Below are 25932 nucleotides of genomic sequence, written 5' to 3' on the forward strand. Positions count from 1 at the left end.
TCCTTGCTAGCTACCAACTCGCGTTCCACATGGGCTGCGTTGAGTGCGGCCCAGACCGGGCGGTGGTCGGCTTCCCACGCAGCTAACGAGCGCTCGATTGCCTGGGCCGCCGGTCCCCAGCCGGGCCGCCACGCCCGGCTTCTTCAAACGGGCCCGAAGGGTGCCAGGATCAACCTGAGCGCGGGCCGCTAGGGCGTCGGCTTGCTGCTCGTGGGTGAACCAGCGACGTTGCTCCGAACAAGCCCGTTCTTGTTCTGCCTTGTGGTCCAGCCACGTGTCGATCGTGCGTTGCTCGCCCTTGAGGAAGGCCACGTTTTCGCCCAGGCGCTTTTCTGTCAACGCAACGCTCAACGCCTGAACCAAGGCAGCGCCTTGGGCGTTGGGCAACCCATCGGCCTTCACTTCCCGATTCTGACCCGGGTAGAACGTGATGTCGGCCCAGAAGGTGCCGGCGTTGACGCGGTAAGTAGCCTCGTCCTCGACGTTGACCCGGTGGGTGCGGCCCTCCAACGCCAAGGCGAGTTCCAAGCCTTCCAAGCGCAAGCGCCAATCCGATGATCCGGTTACGCGTTGGCCCACCCACGATGGGGCGCATTCCTTTGCCATTCTTTGTCCTACAAGCCCCCTGGAAACGCCAGCGGAGGCGGGTCATCGCGCTGGCTGCCCAATGGTAATCACCCGAGACGCTTTGGTTATTGCAACCCTTAGACCTGGAGAATGCCACTTCCCCTTTGCGACCCTACGCTGAACCTGCACCCGGTAAACCTCCGGCGAGGGAGCCGGGGTGGGGCGCTGGTGGCGCCGCAGGTTACAGAAGCAGCAGGCAGCAACGACATTTTCAGGAATATCCAAGCCGCCGTCTTGTTGTGCTACCAGATGCTCAGCCGTGCACTGGTAAGAACGTGCAGAGCGGGGGCGTAAGCCCAGCTCGCTGGGTGAGGATAGCCACATCGGCCAGTCGCAGTAGTAGCAGCGGCCAGACTGTGCATTGAAGGCATTGGTGCGAAGAGATTTGAGGCGCTTGTTGCTCATAGAAGGGCTCCGGAATCAAAGAAGATTCCCGTGCCTCCTAGAGGAGAACCTCGGGCACCCGGAGCCTAGAGGCTATGCGGGCACAACACCGGGGGGATGCCCCCACTGGCAGACACGTTGTAACCGACCATCGGTGCGGCTGCAACCCTTCGGCGCGCGATGGGCAGGGCGGGCGAACAGGCTCAATGCGTGCTGTGACCTTCTTCAGCCTTCGAGATTTCTATTCGCAACGCGCCGAGGGAGCGCGCTTGGTTACGGATTGCCGCGTCGCTCCGATTTCCTACGTGAGCCAAAAGCGCACCCACCAACTCGGCATCCTCCAGCGATTCTGCTCCTGCAAGGAACACGAGCTCTGCCACCCGTGTGCGTCGCTTGGCTTCTTCGCGGCGTTGCATCTCCTTGGCCTTTACCGCTTGGCGCTGTTGCGCTAAAAGCTCGCGCGCTTGATGCTGAGCTAAGCGCTCCGTGGCTCGTTGGATTTGGTCTCGGTAGTGATTCGTTGCGGTCATGCGTTTCTCCTGCCTTGTGGAAATGAGTCAATCAGGAAAAAGGCTTGAGTCAAGCGTTGGGCTAGTCTCGAATTTCGTCCGCCCCGAGAATCGAAAAGGCCGAAAAACAAGGCTTAGAAGAAAGAAGCAAGAGCGCACCTAGGTGTCACTGCGTGACACATGTGCAAAGGGCTCCGCCCCTTGAACCCCAAGCGCCGAGGGCGCTTGCGAAAATCCAAAGCCGAGGCATAAACCAAGCAACCCCACTGCTTCGGAGTCGCCGCCTCATGGCCATCTACCACGCCAACGTCAAGACGTTTAGTCGCGCCAAAGGACATTCGTCCATCGCTGCGGCCGCCTACCGTACCGGCCTGCTGCTGGAGGACGCCATCACCGGCATGCGCCACGACTACCGCCGTCGCGACGGCGTGGTCGAAACGCGCTGCATCGCTCCCGAGGACGCGCCCGATTGGGCCCTGGTCCCCGCTGAACTCTGGCCGGCGGCTGAGGCGGCTGAGCGTCGCAAAGATTCGACGGTTGCCCGGGAGTTCGAGTTCGCGTTGCCGCACGAACTCGATGACCTCCAGCGGTCCGACCTGGCCGTGGAAGTCACCCGTGCGCTCGTCGGTCGCTACGGGTTCGCGGCCCAAGCGAGTATCCACAGCCCTGGTTCCAAGGATGGGCTTAACTGGCACGTCCATGTCCTGGCGACGACCCGTCGCATGGGACCAGACGGTCTCACGGACAAAACCAAGGAACTGGACGGCGGTCCCTCGGGACGTGTCGAGGTGCAGTGGGTGCGCGAACTTATCGCCTCCACCATCAACGCCCATCTCGAAAAGGCAGCGCTTGAGATTCGGGTGGACCACCGCAGTTTGGAAGCACAGGCAAGCGACGCCTTGGCGCGCGGCGACTTGGCCGCGGCCGCAGTGCTCTCCCGTGAGCCGACCAAGCACGTCGGCAAGAACGGCACCGCGCTGGAGCGGCGCGGCCAGCCGTCGGAGCGTTCGGACACAAACCGTCGAATCGAAGAAACCAACGAGGAGACGTTCCGAAAATTCATCGCCGTGTTCGAACAAGAAGGGCGCGTCATGCCGGTGCCCGACGGTCACAGCCAGGCCCAGGCCGAGCGCGAAGCTCGCCGACCTTCTGATGGGCTGTCCTTGTCGCTCGGGCGCGGGGCAGGGCACATCGAGGTGTCCCGCAGCATGGCGACCATTGCCCGTGGGCTGGGACTGATGGAGGCGGAGGAGGTCAAGCCGTCGCGCGAGCCACGTTTGGTCGCGGAGCTCGCGGAGGACGCCAGCGACGAATGGGGAGTGGCTGTTCAAGCAGATCCCCGCTTGGCTCAGACGCTCCTAGCAACCCAGCGCCTGTTGCAGTGGATTAGGGAACTGGCCGCCTTCGCCGAAGAGGCCCAGCTGCGCCCAGACCTCAACGAGTTGCTGCGTCGGCTGCGGCGCTTCAAGGCAGCGACCACGAAATTCGCCCGCCGGCTGCTGGCCGTGCGTCGCGCCGAGAAGCTGCACCACATGGCCGAGAACGCGTGGAACGACTTCGTTGCGAACAATCCCGAGCCCGGTCCATCGTGGATGCAGGGGGACTGGAAGCAGCGGCGCGGGCGTCGGTTGAGCACCCTCGAAGCCCAAGCCGCAGAGCTGGCCGATGCAAAGGCTCGGGTGACCCCGCAGGAACAAGCCCTCTGCGAAAAAGATGCGTTGGCCAGTGCGGCGCATCTGGAGGTGTGGAGCCGAGACATGCTCCAGCGCTATCCCTTGGCACTCGACATGGCGAATGAACCCGATGAGCCGCGTCCAAGCCCTGTCATCGTCGCACCTCCTGCGCCGGCCTACGTTCCCCGGCCGCCGCGCTTCCACTGAAACCAAAGAGCCCCGCACTGCGGGGCTCAATGTTTATATGCTCTCGGTAGACTCAGTGAAGGGGCGGCCGTTTTTTGGCACGCACAGGATCCAACTGTGCGTCTTTGTTCTTCCGGCCCGCGCGCCATTCGTCTATCGATGGGAGCTCTCGAACAATGACAGCCTCGCGTGTGCGCACAGCCGGCGAGGGCCAGGGAGGAGCATGGTCCAACGATGAAGCGGCGTTGCTTCCGCCCGGGACGTTCTTCTGGCTGTAGACGATCAGTTCGCCAGCGGAGGCCCAGGCATTGCAAACATTTCGCTGGCGCGTGAGGGGCTCGTCCGAAAGGGTTTGGCTCATCAGCCCTGCGAGCAGTTGGCCAGCGATTTCGAGTGTTTGGGATGGGCGGTCATGAAAACTCCTACATGTGTGGGGAAGTCCTCATCCAACCAAGAATCGCCACTTCCGCAAGAGCTCGCTTCGAGCCGTATTTCACAAAATTTGAATACGGAAAAAAATTAATGGCTGCTATGTCGTCTGACGACTGGAGGTGTTGCGAATGCGACCTGGCTTCTCGTTTTTGTGCAGACGCAGGCGAACAACTTGGGCCGAGGCAAGGGAAGCAGTCAAGGCGGGTCGGTGGGCTCTGGCTTGTGCGCGATACTGACCGACCAACCGCCGGTCTCCTCCCGCTGCGTCGTCAGCAGGTCATAGGTTTTCACCATGTTGAGCAGGCCGGAGTGCCCATAGAGGTTGGGTGAGAAGGACGGGTCGGTTCGTTTAAGGTATTGGCCCAGTGCTCCCAATCCGACCTTGCCCTCGGAGGTGTCCCCGGTTAGCAGGGTCACGGCTTCGACCAAGAACCGGGGACGCCGTTTCGGCAGTGGCTTAGTTTCTAAGCGAGGGGCTTCTTCTTTTGTCGCTTCCGATTTCAGGACAGGCAGTTCACTGCCCTGGACTTCGGGTGCGGCCACCTCCTTGGCCGTCCGGTCCCATTCGAAGAACTGGTCGCAGGCGTTGCGCAAGGCATCCTGGGTCTTGGGCTCGCTCACGATGAAGACCGTCGCTCCACGCTCCCTGAGCTTGCGGCAAAGGTAAGAAAAGTCCGAGTCGCTCGTCACTACGCAAAAGGTGTCGGCTCGGTGATCGAACAACGCATCCAAGGCGTCGAGCGCCAAAGCGATGTCGGCCGTGTTCTTGCCGGAGGCGTATTGATATTGAAGGCAAGGGGTGAACGCCTGGCGGACCAGGACTTCCTGCCACTTGTTCGCGAGGGTGTTGTGGTTGCCATACCCACGGCGCAGCACGACCCGGCCGAACCGGGCCACCATGAGCAACGCGTGCTCGACGATGTCGGTCGGCACGTTGTCGCAGTCGACCAATACCGCGACACGTGCTTCATGCGGGCTGTTCGGGTTGCTCATGCCGGCGAGATCCAAGTTTTACGCAGACAGACAATGGCGTCAGCAACTCCCCCATGGCAAGCGGGCGCTAGCAAGAGGGAAAAGCGTGGAGCTCTGATCATGTCAATACTGAAAGCAAACCTGCCGAACAGGCTCTTGCAACGGTCTGACTTCGTTGCATTCGGGGTGCCCCGAACCACTGCCGCTGACAATGCCACCATGATTTAAGACGATAGTTTCTGCTTGGAAACGCCTTGCTTGTCGCCGCATCGCTAATCCGATATCGTTAACGCTTAGCCGTCCTTTTCATGGGATTGGTTGTAATCACCACCGCTGCCAGCGTGGGGTGGGTGGGAATGGATTCCTAACTGATGCTGCAAGTGCAGCTGACAAGGAGTGTTGCCGTGTCAAATCGGGCCGTGGCGCGTTTCTCTGCTTCCTCAGTTCTGTCAAAGGGCGCGCGTTACGCGACGCTCTTGATACCGGTTGTTTTTAGTGCCTATGGGTTACTAGGCGCTAGTCCTGCGTACGCCCAAACCCCGCCCAAGGCTACGTTCTGTGCAGCGGGCATCGGCTGCTACGACACGATGGAGAAAGCCGCCGATGCCATTCGCAATTCCAAGGACTACCAAGGCATCGGTCAGTATTTGAAGGCCTACTCAAGAGGTTTTTTGAGTCGGGGGGCGGGAGAGGTCTGGACCTACTTCCGTGTGCCGTCGCTAAAGGCTACCTCGGTCTCTAACCCATCCTATGGGGTCAACCTAGGTATCTACGGGGTCGGAAACCCCGGCTGCACAGCGTCCCCAGAGTTTGGATCAAGCTGGTGCACGGATGAAGGAGCACTCATCGCCAAGTCGTTGGACATCCTAACGACCAAGGTCGGGAAATCTTGCTCGCTCCAGTCCAATGTTCAAACGTCGGACTACAACACGACGGGACTGGGTCTGCTTCCAAGTGGCGATGTTAGCTATAGCTCAGACAAATATTTCACCTCGACATTTAATTGTCCGTCGAACTCGGGGGCACCTGTCTCGGTGTCGTGGCGCTGGAATGTCTATAAAAAGCGAAAGTTGACGTGCGAAGCAAACTTCACGCCTTTTCTTGGAAACTCAATTCTCGCGGAGGCAGCTCTTACGACGGAGGCTCTTTGTAAGCCCAAGAACGATGACAACACCTGGGTCACGTCACCCTTAAAGCAGTTCCAAAGCTGCAGCACCAATAATCCTTGCCATCCCACGACAGGCGACAAGTCTCGCGAAGAGAAAGACTTTGAGTTCGCAGGTCGCTCGTTCAATCGCTACTATCATTCCGTCAACCAGACCAAGAGTTCCATTCCGGTCGGAGAAGGCTGGTCGCTGAGTTACAGCGATCGATTCGATAGTTCCAACACAGCCTATCTCGACGAGGCGGGCAACAGGGATGTTTTCACCACGGTTGCTGCTGGCACCGGCCGTGCTCAGAATTCGGGGCGGCTATATCGCCGCATCAGCAACAGCACTACGTATTACCGGGTCATCGAAGAAACTGGCGAATACCGCGATTTCGGTAAGGATGGCCAGCTACTCGCGGTGCGCAATCCAGCCTCGCCGGATCGTGATGTAACCGTGGTTTACGAGGGCACGCGCATTGCGCGATTGGTTGATGGCCATGGCCGCGCCGTGACGTTCACCTATACCGACGGGCGTGTCACAGGCATGGAGATTCCTGGTGGCGGCATCGTCCTTTACGACTACGATGTGGATGGAAATCTGATTGTCGCAACGTATCCCGACGGCGCAAAGCGCCTTTACCACTATCATGAGAAGGGGCTTGCGGAGCCCCAGCTGGTCAACTATTTGACTGGTATCACCGGGGAGAACGGACAGCGTTACGCTTCGTTTGGTTACGACACCTATGGACGCGTGATCAGCAGCGTTCTCCATGGCGATACCGAGGTGGTCGATGGAGTGACCCTGAACTACGTGGCCGAAGGCGTTACGGAAGTCACACAAGCTTCTGGCGCGGTCAAGCGCTTCGAGTATGGGTCTACCATTTTCAGCCCGGTCAACAACGTAACCGAAGGCCCAGCAAGCACGTCCAACACCTACTTCAGCGATGGTCGGCTGCAAAGCGTGACGGACGCATCGGGCAGCAAGGTTTCCTACGAATACGCGCCGGCGTATCAATCGGCGGTGACGGTCGGCGACGGCACGCCGGAGGCGGTGCGCACCGAGAGCGTGAGAGATGCGCTGACCCACCAATTGACCGAGCTCAATGTGAAGGGGGCGCAGGGGCTGGTTGTGTCCAAGCGATGGACTCGCAATGAGCGTGGCCAAGCACTGACCCAGGTCGAGCAAGATGCCGTTTCCGGGAAGCAGCGTCAGCAGACCTTCACCTATTGCGAGCAGGCCGACGTAACCGCAGGAAGCTGCCCCCTGGTGGGAGTGCTTCTGCGTGTGGACGGAGCGCGCACGGATCTCAGCGACGCCACCACCTACGACTACTATCCCGCGGCCCAGGGCGGAGACCTGAAGACGATCACCAATGCAGTGGGCCAGGTCACCCAACTCCTCAGTTACGATAGCGCCGGCCGTGTGTTGTCGCAGAAGGATCCGAATGGGGTTGTGACCGACTACAGCTACGATGCGCGAGGTCGGCTGACGGCAAGCATGGTCCGGGGACAGGACAGCGGCTCGGAGACGGATGACCGCATTACGCGCTACAGCTATTGGCCCACCGGCTTGGTCAAGCAGGTTGCGCTGCCGGGCGGCGACGTGTCTAACTTCACCTACGACAGCGCATTCCGGCTGACCAGGGTATCGGATCGTTACGGCAACTCCTTCATCTACACGCTGGACACGTCGGGACACCGGATCAAGGAGGACATCACGGATGCCAAGAACACCTTGCTGTTCACGGTGTCCCGTATTTACGACGAACTCGGTCGCCTGAAGACGCAGGCGGATGCGCAAGGCAACCCAACGGATTTTACCTACGATGCAGTGGGCACGTTGAAGGAGCGGATAGACGCCACGGGTAGGTCAAGCACCTATGCCTATGATGCATTGCATCGCTTGAAGCAGAGTATTGAAGACACCTCCGACATCAAGGCGACGAGCGCTTTCCAATACGACGTGCTTGGACAACCGTCAGTGGTAACGGACCCGAAAGGCTTGAAGACGACCTACAAGCGCAATGGTCTGGGCGAACTGTTGGCGTTACAGAGTCCCGACACGGGCAGCACCGGCTTCACCTACGACGACGCAGGCAACGTGCTGTCCAGGAAGGACGCAGCTAACCGGCAGGCCACCTACACCTACGATGCCTTGAACCGCCCAGTGTCGGTGACCTATGCCGATGCAGCGCTCGAGACCCGTTTTGTCTACGACGTGGCCCCGGCCGTCTGCGTGGCGGGAGAGCAATTCGCAGCCGGGCGCTTGGCCAGCATGAAGGACGGCAGCGGCACGACGCAGTATTGCTACAACCGATTCGGCGACCTGGTGCGCAAGGTCCAGACGACCAATGGCAAGGCATTGACGGTCCGTTATGCCTACACGGCAGGCGGGAACTTGACGAGCATGGTTTATCCGGACGGGGCGATGGTTGACTATGTCCGCAATGAGCTGGGCCAGATCGCCGAGGTTGGCTATACCGCGCCTGGCGGCTCGCGCGAGGTGTTGGTCAAGGGTGCCACGTATCTGCCGATGGGCCCGGTGGCCGGCTGGACCTACGGCAACGGCCGCGTGCTGACCCGAGCTTACGATCAGGATTACCGCCCCAAGGCCATTCAAGACAAAGCGGTTGGCGGTCTGGATGTGGGGTTCGGGTTCGATGCGGTGGGCAATCTCACCGCACTGACCCCAGCCGGCAATCCAACGCCGGAGATCGGCCTGGGCTACGACACGCTCAGCCGCCTCACTGCCCTCACCGATGGCATCACAGGAACAGTCATTGACGGCTATAGCTATGACGCCACCGGCAATCGCCTCAGCGCCAAGGTCGGCAGCGTTACACAGGCTTACACCTATCCAACGACCAATCATCGCCTGAGTGCAGTAGCTGGCGTGGCGCGCACCTACGACAAGACAGGCAATACGCTGAGCATCGGTGGCAAGGCGCGGGAGTTCCCCTACGACGCATCCGGCCGCATGAGCATGGTCAAGCGTGCAGGCGTGCTGGTGATGAATTATCGCTACAACGGTAAAGGCGAGCAGGTGCGCCGCTTCCTCGGCACCACCAACACCTACACGCTTTACGATGAAGCCGGCCACTGGTTGGGCGACTACGACACCAATGGCGCGCCCAAACAACAGGTGATCTGGCTAGACGACATGCCGGTCGGCTTGCTAGCCAGCGCAAACAAGCTGCACTACATCGAACCCGATCACTTGGGCAGCCCGCGTGTGGTGGTTGACCCGGCTCGTAACGTGGCGGTGTGGAACTGGAGCCTAAAGGGCGAAGCCTTCGGCAATACTGCGCCGAATCAGGATCCGGATGGCGATGGTGCGGCGTTGGTGTTGGATATGCGGTTCCCCGGGCAGCGGTTTGATGCGGCTAGTGGACTAAATCAGAATTACTTCCGGGATTACGATGCTGCCATTGGGCGATATGGGCAGAGTGATCCGATTGGGCTCGATGGGGGGATTGCCACGTATGCCTATGTTGGCGGTAACCCAGTTGGATTAATCGATCCACTGGGGTTAGTCAAATGGAGTGGAACCATGACCAGTGGCAGTGCTGCATCTGGAATTGGAGGTGGCTTCTACAGGCTCTCCCTGAATTCGGAGTGCGTAAATGGCGAGCAAGGGCGTGCGGAAGTTGTTGCGATAGGCCCAACGATTGGTGTGGAGATAAAAGGCGTGCCGCCTTTCAGCCTCACAACATCAACCGTCACCCTTCAAGACAGACTGAATTACGTTAATCCCAACGTTTTGAATGGATGGTTTTCAATGTGGAGCGCTGGCATCACCGCATTTGGCGGCTATGGATTTTCAATGATCCAGGTCGGCGGTGATGGGGGGGCGCTGAGTCCTCCTGAGAGGTCGGGTGCTTACAACTTCTTAGAGAAAGGCCCGAGTCGTGGCTTTGAAATAGGCGCTGGCGGTGTTGCTGGCTCAGCCACAGTTGTAGATTCATCCGTTTCCAAATGTGGCTGTAAGTGATGAGGATCAAGATGATCGCCAGGATTTTTTTTGCGGCAAGTGCGATGGCATTTGCATTTCTTATGGTGTGCTTCCTTGTCGTTCTCGTGGCATTTGATCTCAACAATGCGGATAAAGTTTGGACCGGAATTTATCCAGTAATAGCTTGGCTACTCGCTTTATTGATTTGCTGCAAATTCATGCGTGAATCAAAGGCGACATCCCCCCAATCTGAATAGCAGTCGGGCTTAGAGGCAGGGGTTTGTGATATCGGTGTTGGTCAGCTGTTTGGCATACGTAGATGGCGTCGTGCCGCCAATTGCTGAACCGCCCCGAGAAGTCTTGAGGTTCCATTTCTTGAGAAGGGGGAGCCATCAGCGGAGCAAGCAAGTTCTCCCCGGAAATCCGGGGAGCGTTCGGCGAAGATGGCGCCGGAGCATCAAGGCGCTTGAGCGCAAAAGGGAACGACTCACGTTGTCTGATTCATCAAGGCCGATAGGGAATCAAGGTTGAGGCCGTAGGCAAGCACGGACAGGCCCGGCGAGACAGCCCGGAGCCCGTCCAGCTTCTCCTTGGCGGTAAAGGCGCGGCTGTAGGTCACGTGGTGCTCGTCGTCCAACTCGTGGCCGACCAACTGGGCGCGGAGCTCAGACACCACGCCCGCGCCTTGCAACTCTTGGATCAGGGTTTTGCGCAGCGAGTGGAAGCCGCGCTTGGCCTTGGGCCAGTTCTTGCCCACCTCGGCCAGGTGCCTGTTGCCGATGGCAAGCGGGCGCTAGCAATCGAGTCAAGCCCGGCGTTATGATCGAGGAAACATTGACAGGAAACCTGCCGAGCACGCTTTCTGCAACGGATTGAATGGGTTAAGTCGGATGTGATCCGATCCCACTCTCTCCGCCATCGACTCTTAAATCACTGATTTGAAATTAAGATCCTGAAGGGGTCGATTGGGATGCAGGATGCATGCAGAGGAAGCGCCCGCATGTGCATTCCTCATCTTCGGAGTGTCCCGTAATCGTCGCGACGTCCTCCTGGGTAGCCCTAGCATGCTTGAGCTTGGTGGCCAGCATGTCGTAAAGCATGGAACCGAGCCCATGGACAAAACGCGGTGCGCGAGGGCGAGCACATAGCAGACGGGAGCGGAGTAGTTGGCATGTTGGTCGAGGGCGACCTCCCGTTCCGGCTTGATGTATGGGCCGGAGAAATCGATCCAGAGCCTGGGTTATGCGGTCGAGGGGAGAAGGCAAGGTGTCTGCCTGAAGCCGCCTTGATGACGTGCAGCGCGCAATCTCGGAACTTCACGCTGCTGCGTCCGTCACCGACGCTTCGTTGCTCGGATTCGCTCCGCCGTCACTTCAACATCGCTTTTCCTCAATGTTTGGCTGGATAGGGTGCGGTTTCCCTGATCTAACGAGGATATCCTCATGGCCGAACCCAGAGAAAACCTGCTTGATTGGCTCCGCGATGCCCATGCGATGGAGCAGCAGGCCGAAACCATGTTGAGGGGCCAGGCGTCCCGCATTGAGCACTACCCGGTCTTGAAGGCGCGGATTGAAGAACACATCCAGGAAACGATCGGTCAACGAGAGCTGCTCGAGGGGTGTATCAAGCGTTTGGGCGGTTCTCCCTCCACGATCAAGGACGTGATGGGCAAGATGGCAGCGCTTGGCCAGGCGGTGGGTGGGATGACCGCATCGGACGAAATCGTGAAAGGCGCGATGGCCGGCTATGTCTTTGAACACTTCGAAATCGCGTCCTACACCGCGCTAATCGCTGCGGCCAAGACCGCCGGCGACCCGGAAACGGCACGGGTGTGCGAGCAGATTCTGGTTCAGGAGGAAGCAATGGCCGACTGGCTCGCGACCCACCTGCCGGAACTCACCGAAGAGTTCCTGGTGCGCGATGCAACGCCGGGCGTCGAGGCAAAGAAATAACCATTGGATCCCCATCGGCGCCTTGGCGGCCGTTCCGCCGGGGCGCTGCTCTGCGCCACATTCCAGTGTACTGCGATGGGCGGGGGTGCCGAACTTCCAGAGGGCGAGCACCGTAATAAGCAGCACCGGCACGATGGCAGATCGCCACACATCGAGGAGGTCACCATGACCGATGACAAGAACAACGCGGGTAGTCCGGATCGCGATCGCGTCAACGTCAATGAAGACTACGAGCTGCAGTATTGGACCAAGGCCCTGGGCGTCAGCGCCGAGGAGCTTCGGGCGGCGGTCAAGGCTGTCGGCCCCACCGCGGCGGCCGTGCGTAGGCACCTGGGCAAGTAACCGGGAGTAGGGCATGTCCCTCACCGAATACCGCCGCAAGCGGAGCTTCGACAAGACCAAGGAACCCGAACCGGGAAAGGTGTTGCCATCAGGGCAACGGGCGATTTTCGTGGTGCAACTTCACCATGCCAGCCGCCGTCATTACGACTTCCGGCTCCAGGTCGGTGATGCACTCAAGAGCTGGGCCGTTCCCAAAGGCCCCAGCTACGATCCGAAGGTCAAGCGCATGGCGGTGGAGGTCGAAGACCACCCCGTGGACTATGCCGCCTTCGAAGGCGAGATTCCGAAGGGGCAATACGGTGGCGGCCACGTCGCCCAGTTTGACCATGGGGTGTGGGCTACGTCGGGCGACCCGGAGGCCCAACTCGCCAAGGGACATCTGCGTTTCGAGCTCTTTGGCACCAAGCTCAAAGGCGGTTGGCATCTGGTCCGGTCGGGCAAACCGGCCAAGCAGCCGCAATGGCTCCTATTCAAAGAAGACGATGCCTTCGCCAGCGATGTGGAGGCAGATGACCTGTTGGGCGATGTCACCTCGCCGCCGCCTGAAGATCTGAAGCGGGCAGGGGCTGGCAAGGCAGACAAGAGAAAGCTTACGGCCGTGGCTCTGCCAAAGAAGGGCCGTCGCAAGGATTGGTCGAAGAAGGCCGCCGCGCTGACCAGGGCCAAAAAAGCCGAGCCGCCAGGCGGTTCCTTCGAACCGCAGCTGGCCAAGCTCGGCGATGCCCCACCCCAGGGCGACCACTGGGTGCATGAGATCAAGTGGGATGGCTACCGCATTCTGGCCACCATTGCCGACGGTGAGGTGCGCCTTTGGTCCCGCAATGCCCTGGAATGGACCAAAAAGCTTCCCGAAATCCGGGATGCCGTCGCTGCCCTCGGGCTGACGTCGGGGGCGCTGGACGGTGAGCTCATCGCCGGCAGCGGTACCAAAGATGACTTCAATCTCCTCCAGGCCACCCTGTCCGGGGAACGGCAAGGCACATTGGCCTATGCCTTGTTCGATTTGCTCCACATCGACGGGGTGGATATTGCCGATGCGCCCCTACTGGAGCGCAAGCAACTGCTGCAGGAGTTGTTGAAGGGCAGCCCAGGGCACCTGGCCTTCAGCTCCCACATCGAGGGCGATGGGGCATCGGCCTACCGGCTGGCTGGCGAACGCCACTTTGAAGGCATCATCTCAAAGCGTGCAGACCGCGCCTATCACGCAGGCCGGAGCGAGGACTGGAAGAAGACCAAGCAGCTGGCCAGCGACGAGTTTGCCGTCGTGGGTTACACGGCGCCCAAGGGCAGCCGCACGGGGTTCGGGTCGTTGCTCCTGGCCAAGCCCGACCCCAAGCACGGCTGGCTTTACGTTGGGCGGGTGGGTTCGGGCTTTTCCGAGGCGCTGATCAACGAGGTGGGCCAACTGGTTGGCCAAGCCGGCGGAAAGACGCCTAGTGCTCATGTTCCCACCAAGGACACCGACCTTCGCTCGGCCACGTGGTTTGAGCCGAGGTTCGTGGTGGAGGTGTTTTATCGCGGCATCGGCGGGCAGCAATTGCTGCGCCAAGCCTCGCTCAAGGCGGTCAGGCGAGACAAGGATGTGGCCGATTTGGCGGACTCCGACAGGGCTGCCGCAGTCGAAGAGCCCGTCGACGCCTCCAAGCTCAAACCCCCTGGCAAGCAGCTCAAGAGCGATTCAAAGCACGGCAATGCTTCAAAGCACAGCACGGCCCCGACAGGAACCCGAGGCCGCACGCCCCCTCGGCTGTCCAGTCCGACCAAGGTGATCTTTCCTGACATCAAGGCCACCAAACAGGACGTGTGGGATTACTACACCGCCGTGATCGACCACGTGTTGCCCGAGGTCATCGGCCGCCCCTTGTCGATCATCCGGTGCCCCAGCGGGACCGCCAAACCTTGCTTCTTCCAGAAGCACCACACCGCCGGCCTGGAGCTCGTGGATGCGGTGCGGCTGAAAGAAGACAGCGGGATCAACGCCCACTACTTGGTGGTCAGGGACGCGGCAAGTCTGCTTGAGCTGGTGCAGTTCAATGCGCTGGAGTTCCACCCGTGGGGCAGCCACGCGGAAGCGCCTGACCGGGCCGACCGCGTCGTCTTTGACTTGGACCCCGGCCCTGATGTGCCCTTTTCCGAAGTCAAAAAGGCAGCCGTGGACATCCGAAAACTGCTCGAACAGTTAGAACTGGCGTCGTTCTTGCGGGTGTCAGGAGGGAAGGGGTTGCACGTGGTGGTGCCGTTGAACCCGGGATGCGATTGGGACCTGACCAAGCGCTTTGCGAAGGGGTTTGCCGACGCGTTGGCACAATCGGAGCCGACCCGCTTTTTGGCCACGTCAACCAAGAGCCTTCGCAACAAACGCATTTTTGTGGACTACCTGCGTAACGGCCGCGGGGCGACAGCGGTCGCGTCGTATTCCCTGCGCGGCCGCCCCGGCGCCCCGGTGGCCATGCCCATCGCCTGGAGCGAGCTTGCCAAGCTGACCCGTGCGGACGCGTTCACCATGAAGGACGTGCCGGCGAAGTTGGCCAGACGCAGGAAAGATCCTTGGGCGGACATCAACACGATCCAGCAAAACCTGGCCCGCTGGGCGCAAGACGCCTGACCTGGCCGCCTGCCTCGATACTGATTTGGGAGAGAAACCGATGCGTCGATCCATCCTATCCGCTGCGGCAGCCGTCGTCCTAACCGCGTGCGGGGGCGGAAACACCCAGTCCAGTGTTCAAGCGCCCGGAGCGGAGGAAACGGCCAAGACGAAGGCCCTGGAGACGGGCGCAGCAGTGATGCAGGATCGGCCTCCGATCGATGCCGTCAACGCCTACCTGGACGGCTTTCATTTCTACAATGGTCAGATGAATGCGCAGATGGAGGCGCATCACTACTGCTCAATCCTCAATGAGGATGTCATCCAGTGCACCATCTACGATGGCAATGTGAAAGACGCCAAGCTCATGGGCGTGGAGTACATCATCAGTGAGAAGCTGTTCGCGGGCCTGCCTGAGCAGGAGAAGGCGCTCTGGCATAGCCACGTCCAGGAAGTGACATCGGGGCAGCTGGTCGCGCCAGGGATCCCGGAGGTGGCCGAGCATGAGCTCATGGAAAAGCTCATCCGCTCGTACGGGAAAACCTGGCACACCTGGCACACCGACTTGGACAAGGACCTTCCGCGAGGCATGCCGCAGCTGATGATGGGCTTCACTGCTGATGGTCAAGCAAACCCGGAGATGGTGGCCACTCGCGATGCGCGGCTTGGCGTCAGTAGCGAGGACAAGCGAAAGCGTCGCGCCGATATCCCCGTGCCGAACATAGATCCGGGGGCAGACGCCTGGCAACAGGGGACGGTGATCCAAATCCAGGACCCAAGCGGTGGACACGCGCACGGAGCCGAGAGCCGGGATAAGCAGCCCTCCAATCGGAAGGAGAACGCGACGTCCAATGGTTCGACCGACCGGTAGCTGTGCAGTGCCTGAGTGGGACGTGGTCGGCCACACCCGGCGCACGCTCCGCTCGCATGGTGCTTGCAGTCTGTTGATAGGGGCCGCTGGGTGACGCGGGTCCTCGCCAAGCCCGGACCATCGTGCATGAAGCGGATCTCGTAAACGCGGCTCTTCTGCGCGTTTTATCTACCCCTGCTGGCCCCGGCAAAGTGACAAGGCAGGGACATGTGGATGATCAGCAAAGCGGGACGGCCTGACTCCCTCAATCGCCCGTCTGGCTGTGCGGGGCGGCCAGTGGTTTTGACTGAGGCGAGTCCTTCTGGCGTAGAAAGATGGTCAAGATGACCAATGAAAGCACAGCCAAAAATTCGCTTTGCCAGTTCTGGAAGGACTCGAACCAGAAGCTGCTGCTCCAGAGGTGCTCCCAGCACGTGGGGGCAGGCTGTCCAAGCGCCACCTGCTCATCCACTTCCGCACGCCAGCTGCCCGCCAGGTGCAAGGAGAAGCTCATGAGGAACAGGGCCCCGAAGGCAATTGCCAGGGAATGACCATACAAGGTCTTCCAGAGCCCGCCTTTGCGAACGGCCCAAGGCGTCGTTCCAGCCTCGATGCGCTGTTTTTCCTGAGTTTCGTCCAAGGGGCGTGATTCAGCCGAGCCCTTCTGGCGAAGGCTGACGGTCAGCAGGACATACATGCCCATCTGAAGAAACTCGCTTTCCCAGTTCTCGAAGGTGGCGCTGACGAAGTGCCCGCTGTGCAGGTAGTTCCACAGCTCCAATGTCGCACGGTGCTTATCAGCGAGTTCTTGATTGTGTGCCAGGAAGCCGGTCCACACCTGGCCTCCAAAGAAGCAGAGAAGCAAGAAGAGGAGCACGATCGATAAGCCATTTCGTTTCCACATGCCCATACGCCCTAGAGGTAAGCGAGCGATCCTACGTTAGTCCCGCCAGCGCAGGAATTCGTGAAGGAGCGGCATCGCGTGCCGCCCCTCAACGGGCACTCCGGGATCTGGGAACCCTGCCGCGTTGATCAGGTCGGTGAGCATGGCGGGCTTGGGCAGGAGCGCCCATCGGTGGCGGCCGGGACAGGCAACATGCGCAGCATCCACCGTTGATCCGCTTGTTGGTTTCGACGGGGCGTAAACAGGGCGTGTAGCACAGTGGCCTTACCAGCCATAAAGCCAGGAACCGCATGAACCCGCCCGTCGAATACCGCCCCGATCTGGAAACGCCCAGCGTCAGTGAGCAGGAAACCATCCGTTCCCTGGAAGCGTTGTTCGTTGACATGGCAACGACCGTGGCTGAGAAGGAGGGGCATGCGCACCGCGCGGTCCATGCGAAAGGGCAGGGCCTGCTGACCGCCAAATTCACCGTGCTCAACGATCTGCCGGAAGAGCTACGGCAAGGCCTGTTCGCAGAACCCGGGCAATACGATTCATATATCCGCTTGTCATCGCCGCCTGCAGAACAGTTGAGCGATGCGGTTTCGACTCCGCGTGCGTTGGCGCTGAAGGTCTTGGGCGTGAGTGGCGAGCGCGTGGAGGGTGGAGATGAAAAGCACAGTCAGGATTTTTTGATGGTCAATGGCCCTTCCTTCACCACGCCGGGTCCTGACGGTTTTCTGCGTAATTTTCGTGTTCTTGCGACGACCACTGAGAAGGCGCCACGTGCCAAGGCAGCGCTCTCAAAAGTGCTTCGAGGGGTGGAGAACAGCCTTGAGAAGATCGGCGCGGGAAGTGGCAGCATCAAGCAGCTGGGCGGGCAGCCGCAGATTCATCCGCTGGGCGAAACCTTCTTTTCGCAGGTGCCGTATCTCTACGGCCGCTACATCGCCAAGTTCTCGCTTGCGCCGGTGTCCAGCAACCTCCTCGCACTGGATGGTGAGGACGTGGGCGACTCCCAGGACGCGCAACGCGATGCCGTTCATCACGCCATCAGCACCCTGGACAGCCCAGCCGAGTGGGAGCTGCGCGTGCAGCTGTGCCGGGATGTGGACAAGATGCCGGTCGAGGATGCCTCGACGGAGTGGCCGCAATCCATCAGCCCCTTTGTCGCAGTGGCGCGTGTGGTCGTCGAGCGCCAGGCCGGCTGGGACGGGGAGAACTCGCAACGGCTGGAAGACCGCATCGCCTTCTCGCCGTGGCATGCCTTGGCCGCTCACCGGCCGCTGGGCGCCATCAACCGGGCGCGCCGTGTCGTGATGGCAGCATCACGTCGATTCCGCGCCGAGTTCAATCGCTGCCCGATCCACGAGCCGGCCGGCGTCTAGCGCGGTCGTTGCTTGACCTTGCCGTATGGCCCCGATGCCTCCGCGTGGTCTGCGTGCCCCGGACTGCAGCTGCCAGCCAGGAGTGTTTGAGAACTCGCAAGAGATGGACGACAACGTCAGTCCACTTGGCGGCCCGGCCCCGCGTGGCAAGGAAGTTGCAGGTGTCAGCCCCTCTCCAACAGCGCTGCCGGTCGCGTCCAGCTGAATGCTGGACCCATCCGGGCTGTCAGATCGAGACACCACTATCAAGAAGGACCGATCGCTGCCGCTAGGGACGCATCCCTAACGCAAGTAGCAGAGGTCGCCATGTTTTTCTCCGACAGCCACAAGGTGGACGCGCTGACCAAAGCGGTCGATGCCACGTTGAACGGCGGCACTGCGCAATGGCCGAACAACGGGACGGCTCTGCTTCTCAGGAAGCTGGCCGAGTCCCTGCATGCGGCGCAACAGGAGCGCGATCTGGCACAGGCCCGGGCGGAAGAGGCGACGACCGCGTTGCGCCATCTGGAGGGGCGCTTCGAACTGGTCGCCAGCGGCACCACTGACGGGCTCTGGGATATCGGCGTCATCGGCGGAGATCCCACGCATCCGGACAGCCCGGTGTGGTGGTCGCCGCAGATGCGCCGGCTGCTGGGTTTTGCGTCCGAACAGGATTTCCCCAACGTCCTGGACAGCTGGGTCGCGTGCCTGCACCCGGACGACAAGCAGCCGACGTTGGATGCCTTCGCGGCACACCTTGCCGATCGCAGTGGTCGCACTCCCTACGACGTGGAAAACCGCCTGCGCCTGAAGTCCGGCGAATACCGCTGGTTCCGCGCATTCGGCACGACCGAGCGCGATGCGCAAGGCCTGCCGCTGCGTGTGGCCGGGTCGCTCACCGAGATCACCGAGCGCCGTGAGCGGGAGCAGTTCCTCGACATCACGCTGACGCGCTTCGAGCTCGGCTCGCAGATGCTCAGCGATGGGTTGTGGGACATGAGCGTGATCGCGGGTGACCCGATCAATCCGAGCAACGAGTTCTGGTGGTCGCAGCAGTTCCGCCACCTGCTTGGCTTCGAGTCCGAGCAGGAGTTCCCCAATGTGCTCGATAGCTGGGCGTCACGGCTTCACCCGGAAGACAAGGAGCGTTCTCTGAATGCGTTCGCAGCGCATCTGAACGACCGCAGTGGCCGCACCAACTTCGACATCGAGTACCGCCTGCAGCTCAAGAACGGCCAATACCGCTGGTTCCGCGCACGCGGTCTGACCAAGCGCGCGGCAGATGGCACGCCGTTGCGCGCGGTGGGCGCGTTGATGGACGTGGAGGCCGGACGTCAGCTCGGCGAGGTGGCAAACACGCTCAGCAATGCGGCAGGCGATATCGTGCGCAGCAACGATGACCTGTCACGGCGCACGGAACAGCAGGCGGCCGCCCTCGAGGAAACCGCAAGTTCCATGGAGGAGATGACCAGCATCGTTCGCAAGAACGCCGAAGGCGCGCGTCAGGCCAATTCGCTGGCGAGCCAGGCCGCAGAGACCGCGCTGCATGGCGGCGAGCTGGTCAATGGGGTGGTCAGCACGATGGCAGCGATCCAGGCGTCATCGCGCAAGATCGGCGAAATCATCACCGTCATCGACGGCATCGCGTTTCAGACCAACATCCTTGCCCTGAATGCGGCCGTGGAAGCAGCGCGGGCCGGCGAGCAGGGACGCGGCTTTGCGGTCGTCGCTTCGGAGGTGCGCAGCCTTGCTCAGCGCTGCACCATGGCCGCCAAGGAGATCCGCGACCTGATCGCCGATTCGGGTGCGAAGGTGGGGCAGGGCGCGGAGCAGGTCAACGTGGCGGGCAAGGCCATGGAAGAGCTGCTGTCGTCGGTGAGGCAGGTCAACGACATCATGGGTGGCATTGCGGCGGCCAGCCACGAGCAGAGCGCCGGCATCGAGCAGATCAATCAAACGATCTCCCAGATGGATGCGGCCACGCAGCAAAACTCCGCGCTCGTCGACACCATGGCATCGTCGGCCCGCGCACTGGAAGATCAGGCGACCGCGCTGGTGGAGAGTGTTGCGAACAGTTCACGCAGCGTCAGTGGCAAGGCGAAGCTCGCACTGGCTGCATGACGCATGCAGCCAGTGCGCCGCCCTGCGGCCTGGCGACGCCGGGATGCAGGGCGGTGCGCTGAAAACCAGAATGCAGTCGGTGGCTTTTTTACGCTCGGCCTGAAAAAAGGCGCACGGTGCAAACCGCTCGCCTGGGATGTTTCATCGCGCAGGTGCAGTGGCAATGCGTGCGCCGGTAGCGAATGAGGCCCTCTGGATTTTTCCATCGGCCACCTCGTAGATGCAGAGCATCTCAACAAGACTGGTCCCGTCAGCAAGGTTGCGGGTGATCAGCTCCGAATCGGCGACGATGTTGCCGACGACGGTCCGCGACAACAGCCGCGCATGCAGGTCCGGCTCTTCAAAGCGGGCGAGAAAGCGCTCGCGAAGCATGGCGTGTCCTTTCGCCAGTCGGGGGCCGTGCAAGGTGTAATGCTCGGCATCGTCGGCATAGGTCGCCAGCAATGCGTCGATATCCTTGGCGTTGTAGGCGTCCAGCTGCGCCTGAACGATCGAGAGCACGTTATCGGTGGTCATGTCTGGGCAATCTTCTCGTGTCGGGAAGGCAAGTCGCCACCGCACAGCAGGTGCGGACGACGTGGCAAGGACTCCGGGCAGTCAAGCACTGGAGCAAGCGGATCAGGGTGCGTGCTTCCTAATACCAACCCAGGTACAGCGTCGCAATGCCCCAGGTATCGATCAACCCATGCGCCAGGACCGTCGCCCACAGGTTGCGTCCTGATCGCAGGTAGACATAGCCAAACAAGGCGCCGACAAGCCCGGTCAGCAGCACCCCCGAGATACCTTGGCTCAGGTGCATCGCGCCGAAGAGTGCTCCCCCTGCCACTGCCGCCATCACCTGGCCCCCACGATAGCGGCCCAGCACGTGATCGAGGTGGTGCATCAAGAACGCACGGAAGACCAGTTCTTCGCCCAGCGCGGCGCTGAGCCAGGCACCGCCTGCCAGCTGGGCGGCCGCGTTGAAGTTGCCACGCAATGCACCGTAGCCGCTGTAATCGGCCTTGGTCCCGGTCAGGGCATCGATCAGCGGTTGCACGAACGGATTGACCAAGCCGATGACGAGCGCGAGCAGCAGCAGTGTCCAACCAAGCCAGGCGCGAAAGGGCCGGCGCTGCAGTCCGCAGGCACCCAGCGAGCGCGTTTCCAGCCAGACCAATGCGATCCCGAGTACGCCGACCACCGGCATCCGCCAGGGAAACTGCAACCAGCGGTAATGCGCCAGCGCGAGGATGACTGCGATCGCTGCGATGCGTGCCAAAGGATGTCCCAGCGCAGGACTGCCCGGGCGGTGATATGCGGTTGCGTCGCCTTGTTGAAACATGCTGGAAGGAGATCGAGTAGGTCCTTGAACGGTAGCAACAGGAGAGACAAGCGTCCTGTGCCAGAGGGCATGGGCTGCTATCTGCGAAGAGGGATGGGGCATGGACAGGGTCTCGGCCATGATCCGGTCACCGTCATGGGGCCGGCCAATGACGCAGGCAGTCAGCCGGCGTCGATCATCAACAAGCCCGCCCGGTGTAGCACTGGCATGTATCTCTTCGCGCGATGGGTCTATGCCGCAGCGACTGCGTCGGCCACCGGTGCCTGCAGACGTATGTCGGGCCAACGCTCTGCTTGAACCCGGCATCACCTTGCTGGTTCAGCTGTGTTTGCAGCGAGGAACACATGGCGCCACCAATAGCCTGTGGATCCGGATACGCTATGCGCTTCCCACAGCGTTGTTGACAGGTATGGAGCAGTTGAACGAGCAATGGATGACAGCGGTTGTGGATGCGTTGAGCGACCTGCAGGCAGCAAGGGTGGCTCAAGGTGCGGTGCTTGAGGCAGTGGTTGCTTCGCATCCATCTCCCGTGCTGCTCATGCGTTGCTGGGATCGCCTTTCTTCGTCGTTGATTGCAACTGCTTCACAACATAAAGCCGCGTCGACAACGGCAAAGCCCATCGAGGCGTATACGCTCGAGCAGCTGGCAGCGTGGACGGATCGAATGGAGCGCTGTTTTCCCCAGGCCAGAGGTCAATTCTAGCTGGGATTGCGACCAGGCCGCGCTTGCGATGCCCGTGCTTGACGCACAGCACTTGGCGACGCGGTGCATAGCGGAGCCGTACGTCGCGCTTGGATCGGCGAAGGCAACGGTGAGCAGCTGCTGCAACCGTGTGCCGACCAGGCTCCTGCCGGCCGGCAAGCTCCCATTCCGTGCCTTGATGGGCTATCTGCAGTGCCAGGCATCGCGGGCAACCTGCATTGATGGCTATCTGGTTGTCCCCAAGGCCCAGATCGAACGTTTCATCGGGGCAGCCGGGCAGCTTGGCGGTGTGGGATCCTTCGTGTCACAGGCCACGGTCGCCGAGTTCATGGAGCAAGGGCACTTCTCCCGTCACTTGCGCAAGATGCGTGTGCTCTACAGTCAGAGGCGCAGCTATTTGGTCGATGCGCTCACCGATATCTTTGGTTCCCGCATGGCGATCCAGCCCCAGGCAGGCGGACTCCAGGTGCTGGCCTATCCCGCGACAGGGCAACGTGATGCGTTGCTGGCGCAGGCCGCCCAATCCCACGGACTGCCACTTCAGGCATTGAGCAGGTGGCGAATCCGGCCCTCATCGACGGGCGGTTTGCTCATGGGATTCTCGAGCTTTGCAACGCGAGAGCAGGCATATGTCTCGGTTCAACGGCTACGAGCAGCGCTGGATGACGTGCTGGCACCTATAGGACCCCGTGTTCGTGCTGCATCGCCGAGGGTCTGAAGTAGTGTGATTAACGGCCACCCTGAAAGCGGAAGGTGAAGCGCATGGCCGACGTGGAGGCCGTTGCCGAGTCTGCTGGTGGAGCAGTGGCGTCGACCAACGTCAACTGGCCATCGGCCACAGCCACCGGCACGCCAAGCGTGAGATCGATCTGTTTGGACCAGCCCCCGCCGAGCACGGTTGCCCTGACGATCAACCGGCCCGCCACGACGCACTGCACCTCGGCCGGGCAACGGCTGTCTTCGATGACGCGGTCGGGACGAACCCTGGGGCCATCGACCGCCGCGATGTCTCCCAGCCGTACCGGGCCTTCGATGGGCCGCGCAGTGATGGAGCCAGCCGCCGCGCATCCGGCAAGTGAAACGGCCAGAAGCGTTACAAGTACTGGTCTGCGGAAGAGGCGGATACGTTGCATGGCGGTCATGCTCGCATGTTGTCCAAATAAAAGCTGATGTTCGGCGAGCTGCACCTGGGTAGCAATCACATCACGGCGATGTGGCGTCACTTCGCCGTGGTGCTCTCGCGCAGGCGCCAGCAGTGCGCGAGCGCCGGCAGCGAAGGCGAGCCGACTGATCTGTGCACCTGGCAACGACACTGTGTGACCCGGCGAGCCGGGATGTCATGAACCAGCGCATCAGCGGCCGATCCACCTCGTCCCGGCATCCCCGTGCGATTGCCGTTGTCGTTTTCCCCCTTTACCCGCGCGGCCATCCGGCGCCGGGCAGCGCAGGTTGGCCGATCACCAATCGCTGCACGTCGGCTCTGGTCCGGACCGGCGGCAGGTCACGCTATCCGCCCGGTTAGATCACCGACGTATTGACCTTGAATACCTCGACCGCCCGCGTCAGTTGCGTCGAATGCGCTTCCAGCGAACGTGCGGCGGTGCTCGCCGCTTCGACCAGGCTGACGTTTTGTTGGGTGGTTTCGTCCATCTGGGCGATGGTCCGGTTGACCTGTTCGATGCCGCCGGCCTGTTCCAGCGAGGCGGCGGAGATGTGGCCCATGATGTCGGTGACGTGCTGGACGCTGGTGACGACCTCGCCCATGGTGGTGCCGGCCTTGTGCACCAGCGTTGCACCGTCGGCGACGCGTTGCACGGAGTCGTCGATCAGGCGTTTGATCTCCTTGGCGGCGTCCGATGACCGGTGCGAGAGGGTGCGCACTTCCGAGGCGACCACGGCAAAACCTCGGCCTTGTTCGCCGGCGCGTGCGGCCTCGACGGCGGCATTGAGGGCGAGGATGTTGGTCTGGAAGGCGATGCCGTCGATGACCGAGATGATGTCGGCGATACGCCTGGACGATGCCTCGATGCCGGACATCTGTTCGATGACCTGGCCGACCACGTCGCGCCCTTCCGAGGCGATGGCGGCGGCGCCCAGCGCGAGCTGATTGGCACGGCCGGCGTGCTCGGCATTCTGCTTGACGGTGGAGGTCAACTCTTCCATCGAGGCGGCGGTTTCTTCCAGGCTGGCGGCCTGCTGTTCGCTGCGGCGGGACAGTTCCTGGTTGCCACTGGCGATGTCTTCGGTGGCAAAGCCGATGCTGTTGGAGGTGGTCTGGATATGCGTGACGATGTCGGTCAGGCGATGCACGGTGCTGTTGGCATCGTCGCGCATGGAGGCGAACACGCCGTGGAAGTTGCCGCTCATGCGCACGGTCAGGTCGCCATCGGCGATGCACCGCAACAGGTCGGAAAACCTGGCCAGGTTGGTGTCGGAGGTGGCCATCATGGTGTTGAGGTTTTCGACCATGAGGCGGAAGTCGTGCTCGAACTTTTCCGGCTGGCCGCGCAGCGCGAAGTCACCGGCGCATGCAGCCTGGGTGAGCTGCTGGATCTGCGCGTTGATGGCGCGCAGGTTCTGCTTGACCTGCTGCATGGTGGCGGTGATGGCGGCCTTTTCGCCGGGGTATTGCTCGATTTCCGGTGCCAGGTCGCCAATGGCATAGCTGCCCATGACCTCGGTCATGCGCAGCTGGGTCTGCACGTGCGCATGCACCAGGGCGTTGGTGTCCTGCACCATGTGCCCGTATTCACCGGGGAACTGCTGGGCGTCGGTGCGGTAGCTGATCTCGCCGGCATCGTGGCGGGCCGCCATGCTGCGTTGGGCGGAGATCACATCCTGCAGGCGGCGCTGCATCTGCTGCATGGCGCGCAGCAGCTGGCCGGATTCATCCTTGCTGGTGGGCAGGTCCTGGCTGCGCAGGTCGCCGTCATTGATGCGCTCGGCCAGCCGCAGCGATTGCCGCAACGGCAGCACCACGCTGCGGGTCAGCAACAACGCAATCGTTGCGCCCAGCAGCAAGGCGATGACGGTGGAGACCACCATCAGCATCGCAAAGCCGCGCGCAGTGGTGACCGCATCCTTGGCAGCCGCACGGTTCTTGGCTTCCTGCAGGTCGATGAAGGTGTTGATGCTGGCCAGCCAGGCGACGAAGGCAGGGCGCGCCTGCTGCAGCAGGCGTTGTTCGGCATGCGGCTTGTCGGCGCCATCGCGGAACGCACGCACCTGCGCGATCAACGGCATGGTGCGCTGCTCGATGGCCTTGATCCGCTGGAGGATGGCCTTTTCTTCCGCGTCCGTGGAGGCCGCGATCATGTCGTCCAGCGGCTTGGCGGAGCGGGCGTAGTCCGCGGCGAGCTTGTCGATCGATTGCTCTGCCGTCTGCCGGTCTGCCGGGTCGTCCAGCAGCACGACATCGCGCAGGGCGATCGCGCGGTCGTGCACGCTGCCGCGGAAATTGATCGCATAGCGTTGCTTGACGCTGTTCACTTCGTTGATGGCGGTGAGCTGCTGGTCGATGCTGCGCACGCGCTGGATGCCGACGACGGTGAGGATCACCATCAGGACAATGATCGCGAGGAAGCCGAGGGCCAGGCGCTGACCGATACGCAGATTCGAAAGCAGGGACATAGGGAGTTTGATCGGTGATCCGGCGAGCGGAAGAGCGGGGAGAATCCCAGCAACAGCTGGGAGGCGATGCGCCCGGGACACCGATGGGGCCGGCAGCGTTGCCGCTGCACGAAGGATGTCTCGACCTGTTCGTTAGCGGCTTCGGCCATCGGAAATGAAACCATCTGGCCGGAGGGATTCATCCACGGTTGGCCTCGCGCTGGCGCCGGGTCAGGGTGGGCGAGGTCGCAAGCGGCGGGCATGGCCGAAGTGACGCGCTGCGGCGCCTCTCAGCCCCCGGAGATACGCCGATCC

The 25932-nt window shown here is 61.5% G+C and carries 20 protein-coding genes and 1 pseudogene; 10 read left to right on the forward strand and 11 right to left on the reverse strand.

Features of this window, described 5'->3' with window-relative positions:
• Nucleotides 1-6 precede the first annotated feature (6 nt).
• From H7A87_RS08485 to H7A87_RS08495, 3 genes are all read right to left on the reverse strand, one after another.
• Entirely contained in the window at nt 7-537 is a 531-nt protein-coding gene (locus H7A87_RS08485; protein ID WP_232087953.1) for a hypothetical protein, read from the reverse strand.
• Between the two features lie 111 nt (nt 538-648).
• Nucleotides 649-1032, reverse strand: a complete 384-nt coding sequence (locus H7A87_RS08490) for an HNH endonuclease (protein ID WP_119129147.1) — start codon at nt 1030-1032, stop codon at nt 649-651.
• A 182-nt stretch (nt 1033-1214) separates the two neighbouring features.
• The gene (locus H7A87_RS08495; protein WP_119129148.1) at nt 1215-1541 is read right to left on the reverse strand and encodes a hypothetical protein; all 327 of its coding nucleotides are present in this window, start codon (nt 1539-1541) and stop codon (nt 1215-1217) included.
• Nucleotides 1542-1807: 266 nt separating this feature from the next.
• On the opposite strand from H7A87_RS08495, the gene H7A87_RS08500 reads away from it, so the two are divergent.
• On the forward strand, nt 1808-3400 hold the full coding sequence (locus tag H7A87_RS08500) for a MobA/MobL family protein (RefSeq protein ID WP_119129149.1): 1593 nt from the start codon (nt 1808-1810) through the stop codon (nt 3398-3400).
• A gap of 52 nt (nt 3401-3452) precedes the next feature.
• Here H7A87_RS08500 and H7A87_RS08505 read toward each other — a convergent pair whose 3' ends face one another.
• Complete coding sequence (locus tag H7A87_RS08505; RefSeq protein WP_119129150.1) at nt 3453-3740, reverse strand: hypothetical protein; 288 nt, start codon at nt 3738-3740, stop codon at nt 3453-3455.
• Between the two features lie 266 nt (nt 3741-4006).
• Entirely contained in the window at nt 4007-4804 is a 798-nt protein-coding gene (locus tag H7A87_RS08510) for an NYN domain-containing protein (protein ID WP_180496943.1), read from the reverse strand.
• Between the two features lie 350 nt (nt 4805-5154).
• Between H7A87_RS08510 and H7A87_RS08515 the strand changes: the two genes are divergently transcribed.
• Nucleotides 5155-9924 carry an RHS repeat-associated core domain-containing protein gene (locus H7A87_RS08515; RefSeq protein WP_232087954.1) on the forward strand — a complete coding sequence of 1590 codons (4770 nt, stop codon included), beginning with the start codon at nt 5155-5157 and terminating at the stop codon, nt 9922-9924.
• 448 nt (nt 9925-10372) lie between these two features.
• On the opposite strand, the pseudogene H7A87_RS08520 reads toward H7A87_RS08515, so the two are convergent.
• A pseudogene (locus tag H7A87_RS08520) lies at nt 10373-10657 on the reverse strand (integrase); the annotation flags it as partial.
• 670 nt (nt 10658-11327) lie between these two features.
• On the opposite strand from H7A87_RS08520, the gene H7A87_RS08525 reads away from it, so the two are divergent.
• The 4 genes from H7A87_RS08525 (at nt 11328) to H7A87_RS08540 (ending at nt 15634) form a co-directional block, all read left to right on the forward strand.
• On the forward strand, nt 11328-11837 hold the full coding sequence (locus H7A87_RS08525; RefSeq protein ID WP_104582833.1) for a ferritin-like domain-containing protein: 510 nt from the start codon (nt 11328-11330) through the stop codon (nt 11835-11837).
• Between the two features lie 165 nt (nt 11838-12002).
• Nucleotides 12003-12179: a DUF3606 domain-containing protein gene (locus tag H7A87_RS08530; protein ID WP_119128443.1), complete on the forward strand. Its 177-nt coding sequence runs from the start codon at nt 12003-12005 to the stop codon at nt 12177-12179.
• A gap of 13 nt (nt 12180-12192) precedes the next feature.
• Complete coding sequence (ligD, locus tag H7A87_RS08535) at nt 12193-14784, forward strand: DNA ligase D (RefSeq protein WP_119128367.1); 2592 nt, start codon at nt 12193-12195, stop codon at nt 14782-14784.
• Nucleotides 14785-14824: 40 nt separating this feature from the next.
• Nucleotides 14825-15634, forward strand: a complete 810-nt coding sequence (locus H7A87_RS08540; RefSeq protein WP_119128368.1) for an OBAP family protein — start codon at nt 14825-14827, stop codon at nt 15632-15634.
• 244 nt (nt 15635-15878) lie between these two features.
• Here H7A87_RS08540 and H7A87_RS08545 read toward each other — a convergent pair whose 3' ends face one another.
• Nucleotides 15879-16517, reverse strand: coding sequence for a DUF6766 family protein (locus H7A87_RS08545; protein ID WP_180496944.1), 639 nt, complete (start codon nt 16515-16517; stop codon nt 15879-15881).
• Nucleotides 16518-16807: 290 nt separating this feature from the next.
• Between H7A87_RS08545 and H7A87_RS08550 the strand changes: the two genes are divergently transcribed.
• Both H7A87_RS08550 and H7A87_RS08555 read left to right on the forward strand, forming a co-directional pair.
• The gene (locus H7A87_RS08550; protein ID WP_119128369.1) at nt 16808-17884 is read left to right on the forward strand and encodes a catalase family protein; all 1077 of its coding nucleotides are present in this window, start codon (nt 16808-16810) and stop codon (nt 17882-17884) included.
• A gap of 306 nt (nt 17885-18190) precedes the next feature.
• On the forward strand, nt 18191-19984 hold the full coding sequence (locus tag H7A87_RS08555) for a PAS domain-containing methyl-accepting chemotaxis protein (RefSeq protein WP_104648486.1): 1794 nt from the start codon (nt 18191-18193) through the stop codon (nt 19982-19984).
• Nucleotides 19985-20125: 141 nt separating this feature from the next.
• Here the strand turns inward: H7A87_RS08555 and H7A87_RS08560 are convergent, their stop codons facing one another.
• Both H7A87_RS08560 and H7A87_RS08565 read right to left on the reverse strand, forming a co-directional pair.
• A complete protein-coding gene (locus H7A87_RS08560; protein ID WP_104582838.1) occupies nt 20126-20500 on the reverse strand; it encodes a nuclear transport factor 2 family protein in 375 nt (124 codons plus the stop codon).
• A gap of 118 nt (nt 20501-20618) precedes the next feature.
• Nucleotides 20619-21170 carry a CPBP family intramembrane glutamic endopeptidase gene (locus tag H7A87_RS08565; protein WP_104648573.1) on the reverse strand — a complete coding sequence of 184 codons (552 nt, stop codon included), beginning with the start codon at nt 21168-21170 and terminating at the stop codon, nt 20619-20621.
• A gap of 544 nt (nt 21171-21714) precedes the next feature.
• On the opposite strand from H7A87_RS08565, the gene H7A87_RS08570 reads away from it, so the two are divergent.
• Together H7A87_RS08570 and H7A87_RS08575 are read left to right on the forward strand one after the other, a co-directional pair.
• Nucleotides 21715-22008 carry a hypothetical protein gene (locus H7A87_RS08570; protein WP_119128371.1) on the forward strand — a complete coding sequence of 98 codons (294 nt, stop codon included), beginning with the start codon at nt 21715-21717 and terminating at the stop codon, nt 22006-22008.
• A gap of 178 nt (nt 22009-22186) precedes the next feature.
• A complete protein-coding gene (locus tag H7A87_RS08575; protein WP_180496945.1) occupies nt 22187-22726 on the forward strand; it encodes a hypothetical protein in 540 nt (179 codons plus the stop codon).
• Between the two features lie 10 nt (nt 22727-22736).
• Here H7A87_RS08575 and H7A87_RS08580 read toward each other — a convergent pair whose 3' ends face one another.
• Together H7A87_RS08580 and H7A87_RS08585 are read right to left on the reverse strand one after the other, a co-directional pair.
• The gene (locus H7A87_RS08580; RefSeq protein ID WP_119128444.1) at nt 22737-23141 is read right to left on the reverse strand and encodes a hypothetical protein; all 405 of its coding nucleotides are present in this window, start codon (nt 23139-23141) and stop codon (nt 22737-22739) included.
• A 385-nt stretch (nt 23142-23526) separates the two neighbouring features.
• Nucleotides 23527-25638 (reverse strand): methyl-accepting chemotaxis protein, encoded by a 2112-nt coding sequence (locus tag H7A87_RS08585; RefSeq protein ID WP_119128372.1) that lies wholly within the window; start codon nt 25636-25638, stop codon nt 23527-23529.
• Nucleotides 25639-25932 lie beyond the last annotated feature (294 nt).

Source organism: Xanthomonas sp. CPBF 426, from assembly GCF_903989465.1.
Lineage (GTDB): Bacteria > Pseudomonadota > Gammaproteobacteria > Xanthomonadales > Xanthomonadaceae > Xanthomonas > Xanthomonas euroxanthea.

What these genes read in the sequence shown, in the direction of transcription:
- H7A87_RS08490 (WP_119129147.1), bottom strand. Translation starts at nt 1,032, where the DNA reads ATGAGCAACAAGCGCCTCAAATCTCTTCGCACCAATGCCTTCAATGCA.
- H7A87_RS08495 (WP_119129148.1), bottom strand. Translation starts at nt 1,541, where the DNA reads ATGACCGCAACGAATCACTACCGAGACCAAATCCAACGAGCCACGGAG.
- H7A87_RS08500 (WP_119129149.1), top strand. Translation starts at nt 1,808, where the DNA reads ATGGCCATCTACCACGCCAACGTCAAGACGTTTAGTCGCGCCAAAGGA.
- H7A87_RS08505 (WP_119129150.1), bottom strand. Translation starts at nt 3,740, where the DNA reads ATGAGCCAAACCCTTTCGGACGAGCCCCTCACGCGCCAGCGAAATGTT.
- H7A87_RS08510 (WP_180496943.1), bottom strand. Translation starts at nt 4,804, where the DNA reads ATGAGCAACCCGAACAGCCCGCATGAAGCACGTGTCGCGGTATTGGTC.
- H7A87_RS08515 (WP_232087954.1), top strand. Translation starts at nt 5,155, where the DNA reads ATGCTGCAAGTGCAGCTGACAAGGAGTGTTGCCGTGTCAAATCGGGCC.
- H7A87_RS08525 (WP_104582833.1), top strand. Translation starts at nt 11,328, where the DNA reads ATGGCCGAACCCAGAGAAAACCTGCTTGATTGGCTCCGCGATGCCCAT.
- H7A87_RS08530 (WP_119128443.1), top strand. Translation starts at nt 12,003, where the DNA reads ATGACCGATGACAAGAACAACGCGGGTAGTCCGGATCGCGATCGCGTC.
- ligD (WP_119128367.1), top strand. Translation starts at nt 12,193, where the DNA reads ATGTCCCTCACCGAATACCGCCGCAAGCGGAGCTTCGACAAGACCAAG.
- H7A87_RS08540 (WP_119128368.1), top strand. Translation starts at nt 14,825, where the DNA reads ATGCGTCGATCCATCCTATCCGCTGCGGCAGCCGTCGTCCTAACCGCG.
- H7A87_RS08545 (WP_180496944.1), bottom strand. Translation starts at nt 16,517, where the DNA reads ATGTGGAAACGAAATGGCTTATCGATCGTGCTCCTCTTCTTGCTTCTC.
- H7A87_RS08550 (WP_119128369.1), top strand. Translation starts at nt 16,808, where the DNA reads ATGAACCCGCCCGTCGAATACCGCCCCGATCTGGAAACGCCCAGCGTC.
- H7A87_RS08555 (WP_104648486.1), top strand. Translation starts at nt 18,191, where the DNA reads ATGTTTTTCTCCGACAGCCACAAGGTGGACGCGCTGACCAAAGCGGTC.
- H7A87_RS08560 (WP_104582838.1), bottom strand. Translation starts at nt 20,500, where the DNA reads ATGACCACCGATAACGTGCTCTCGATCGTTCAGGCGCAGCTGGACGCC.
- H7A87_RS08565 (WP_104648573.1), bottom strand. Translation starts at nt 21,170, where the DNA reads ATGCCGGTGGTCGGCGTACTCGGGATCGCATTGGTCTGGCTGGAAACG.
- H7A87_RS08570 (WP_119128371.1), top strand. Translation starts at nt 21,715, where the DNA reads ATGGAGCAGTTGAACGAGCAATGGATGACAGCGGTTGTGGATGCGTTG.
- H7A87_RS08575 (WP_180496945.1), top strand. Translation starts at nt 22,187, where the DNA reads ATGGGCTATCTGCAGTGCCAGGCATCGCGGGCAACCTGCATTGATGGC.
- H7A87_RS08580 (WP_119128444.1), bottom strand. Translation starts at nt 23,141, where the DNA reads ATGCAACGTATCCGCCTCTTCCGCAGACCAGTACTTGTAACGCTTCTG.
- H7A87_RS08585 (WP_119128372.1), bottom strand. Translation starts at nt 25,638, where the DNA reads ATGTCCCTGCTTTCGAATCTGCGTATCGGTCAGCGCCTGGCCCTCGGC.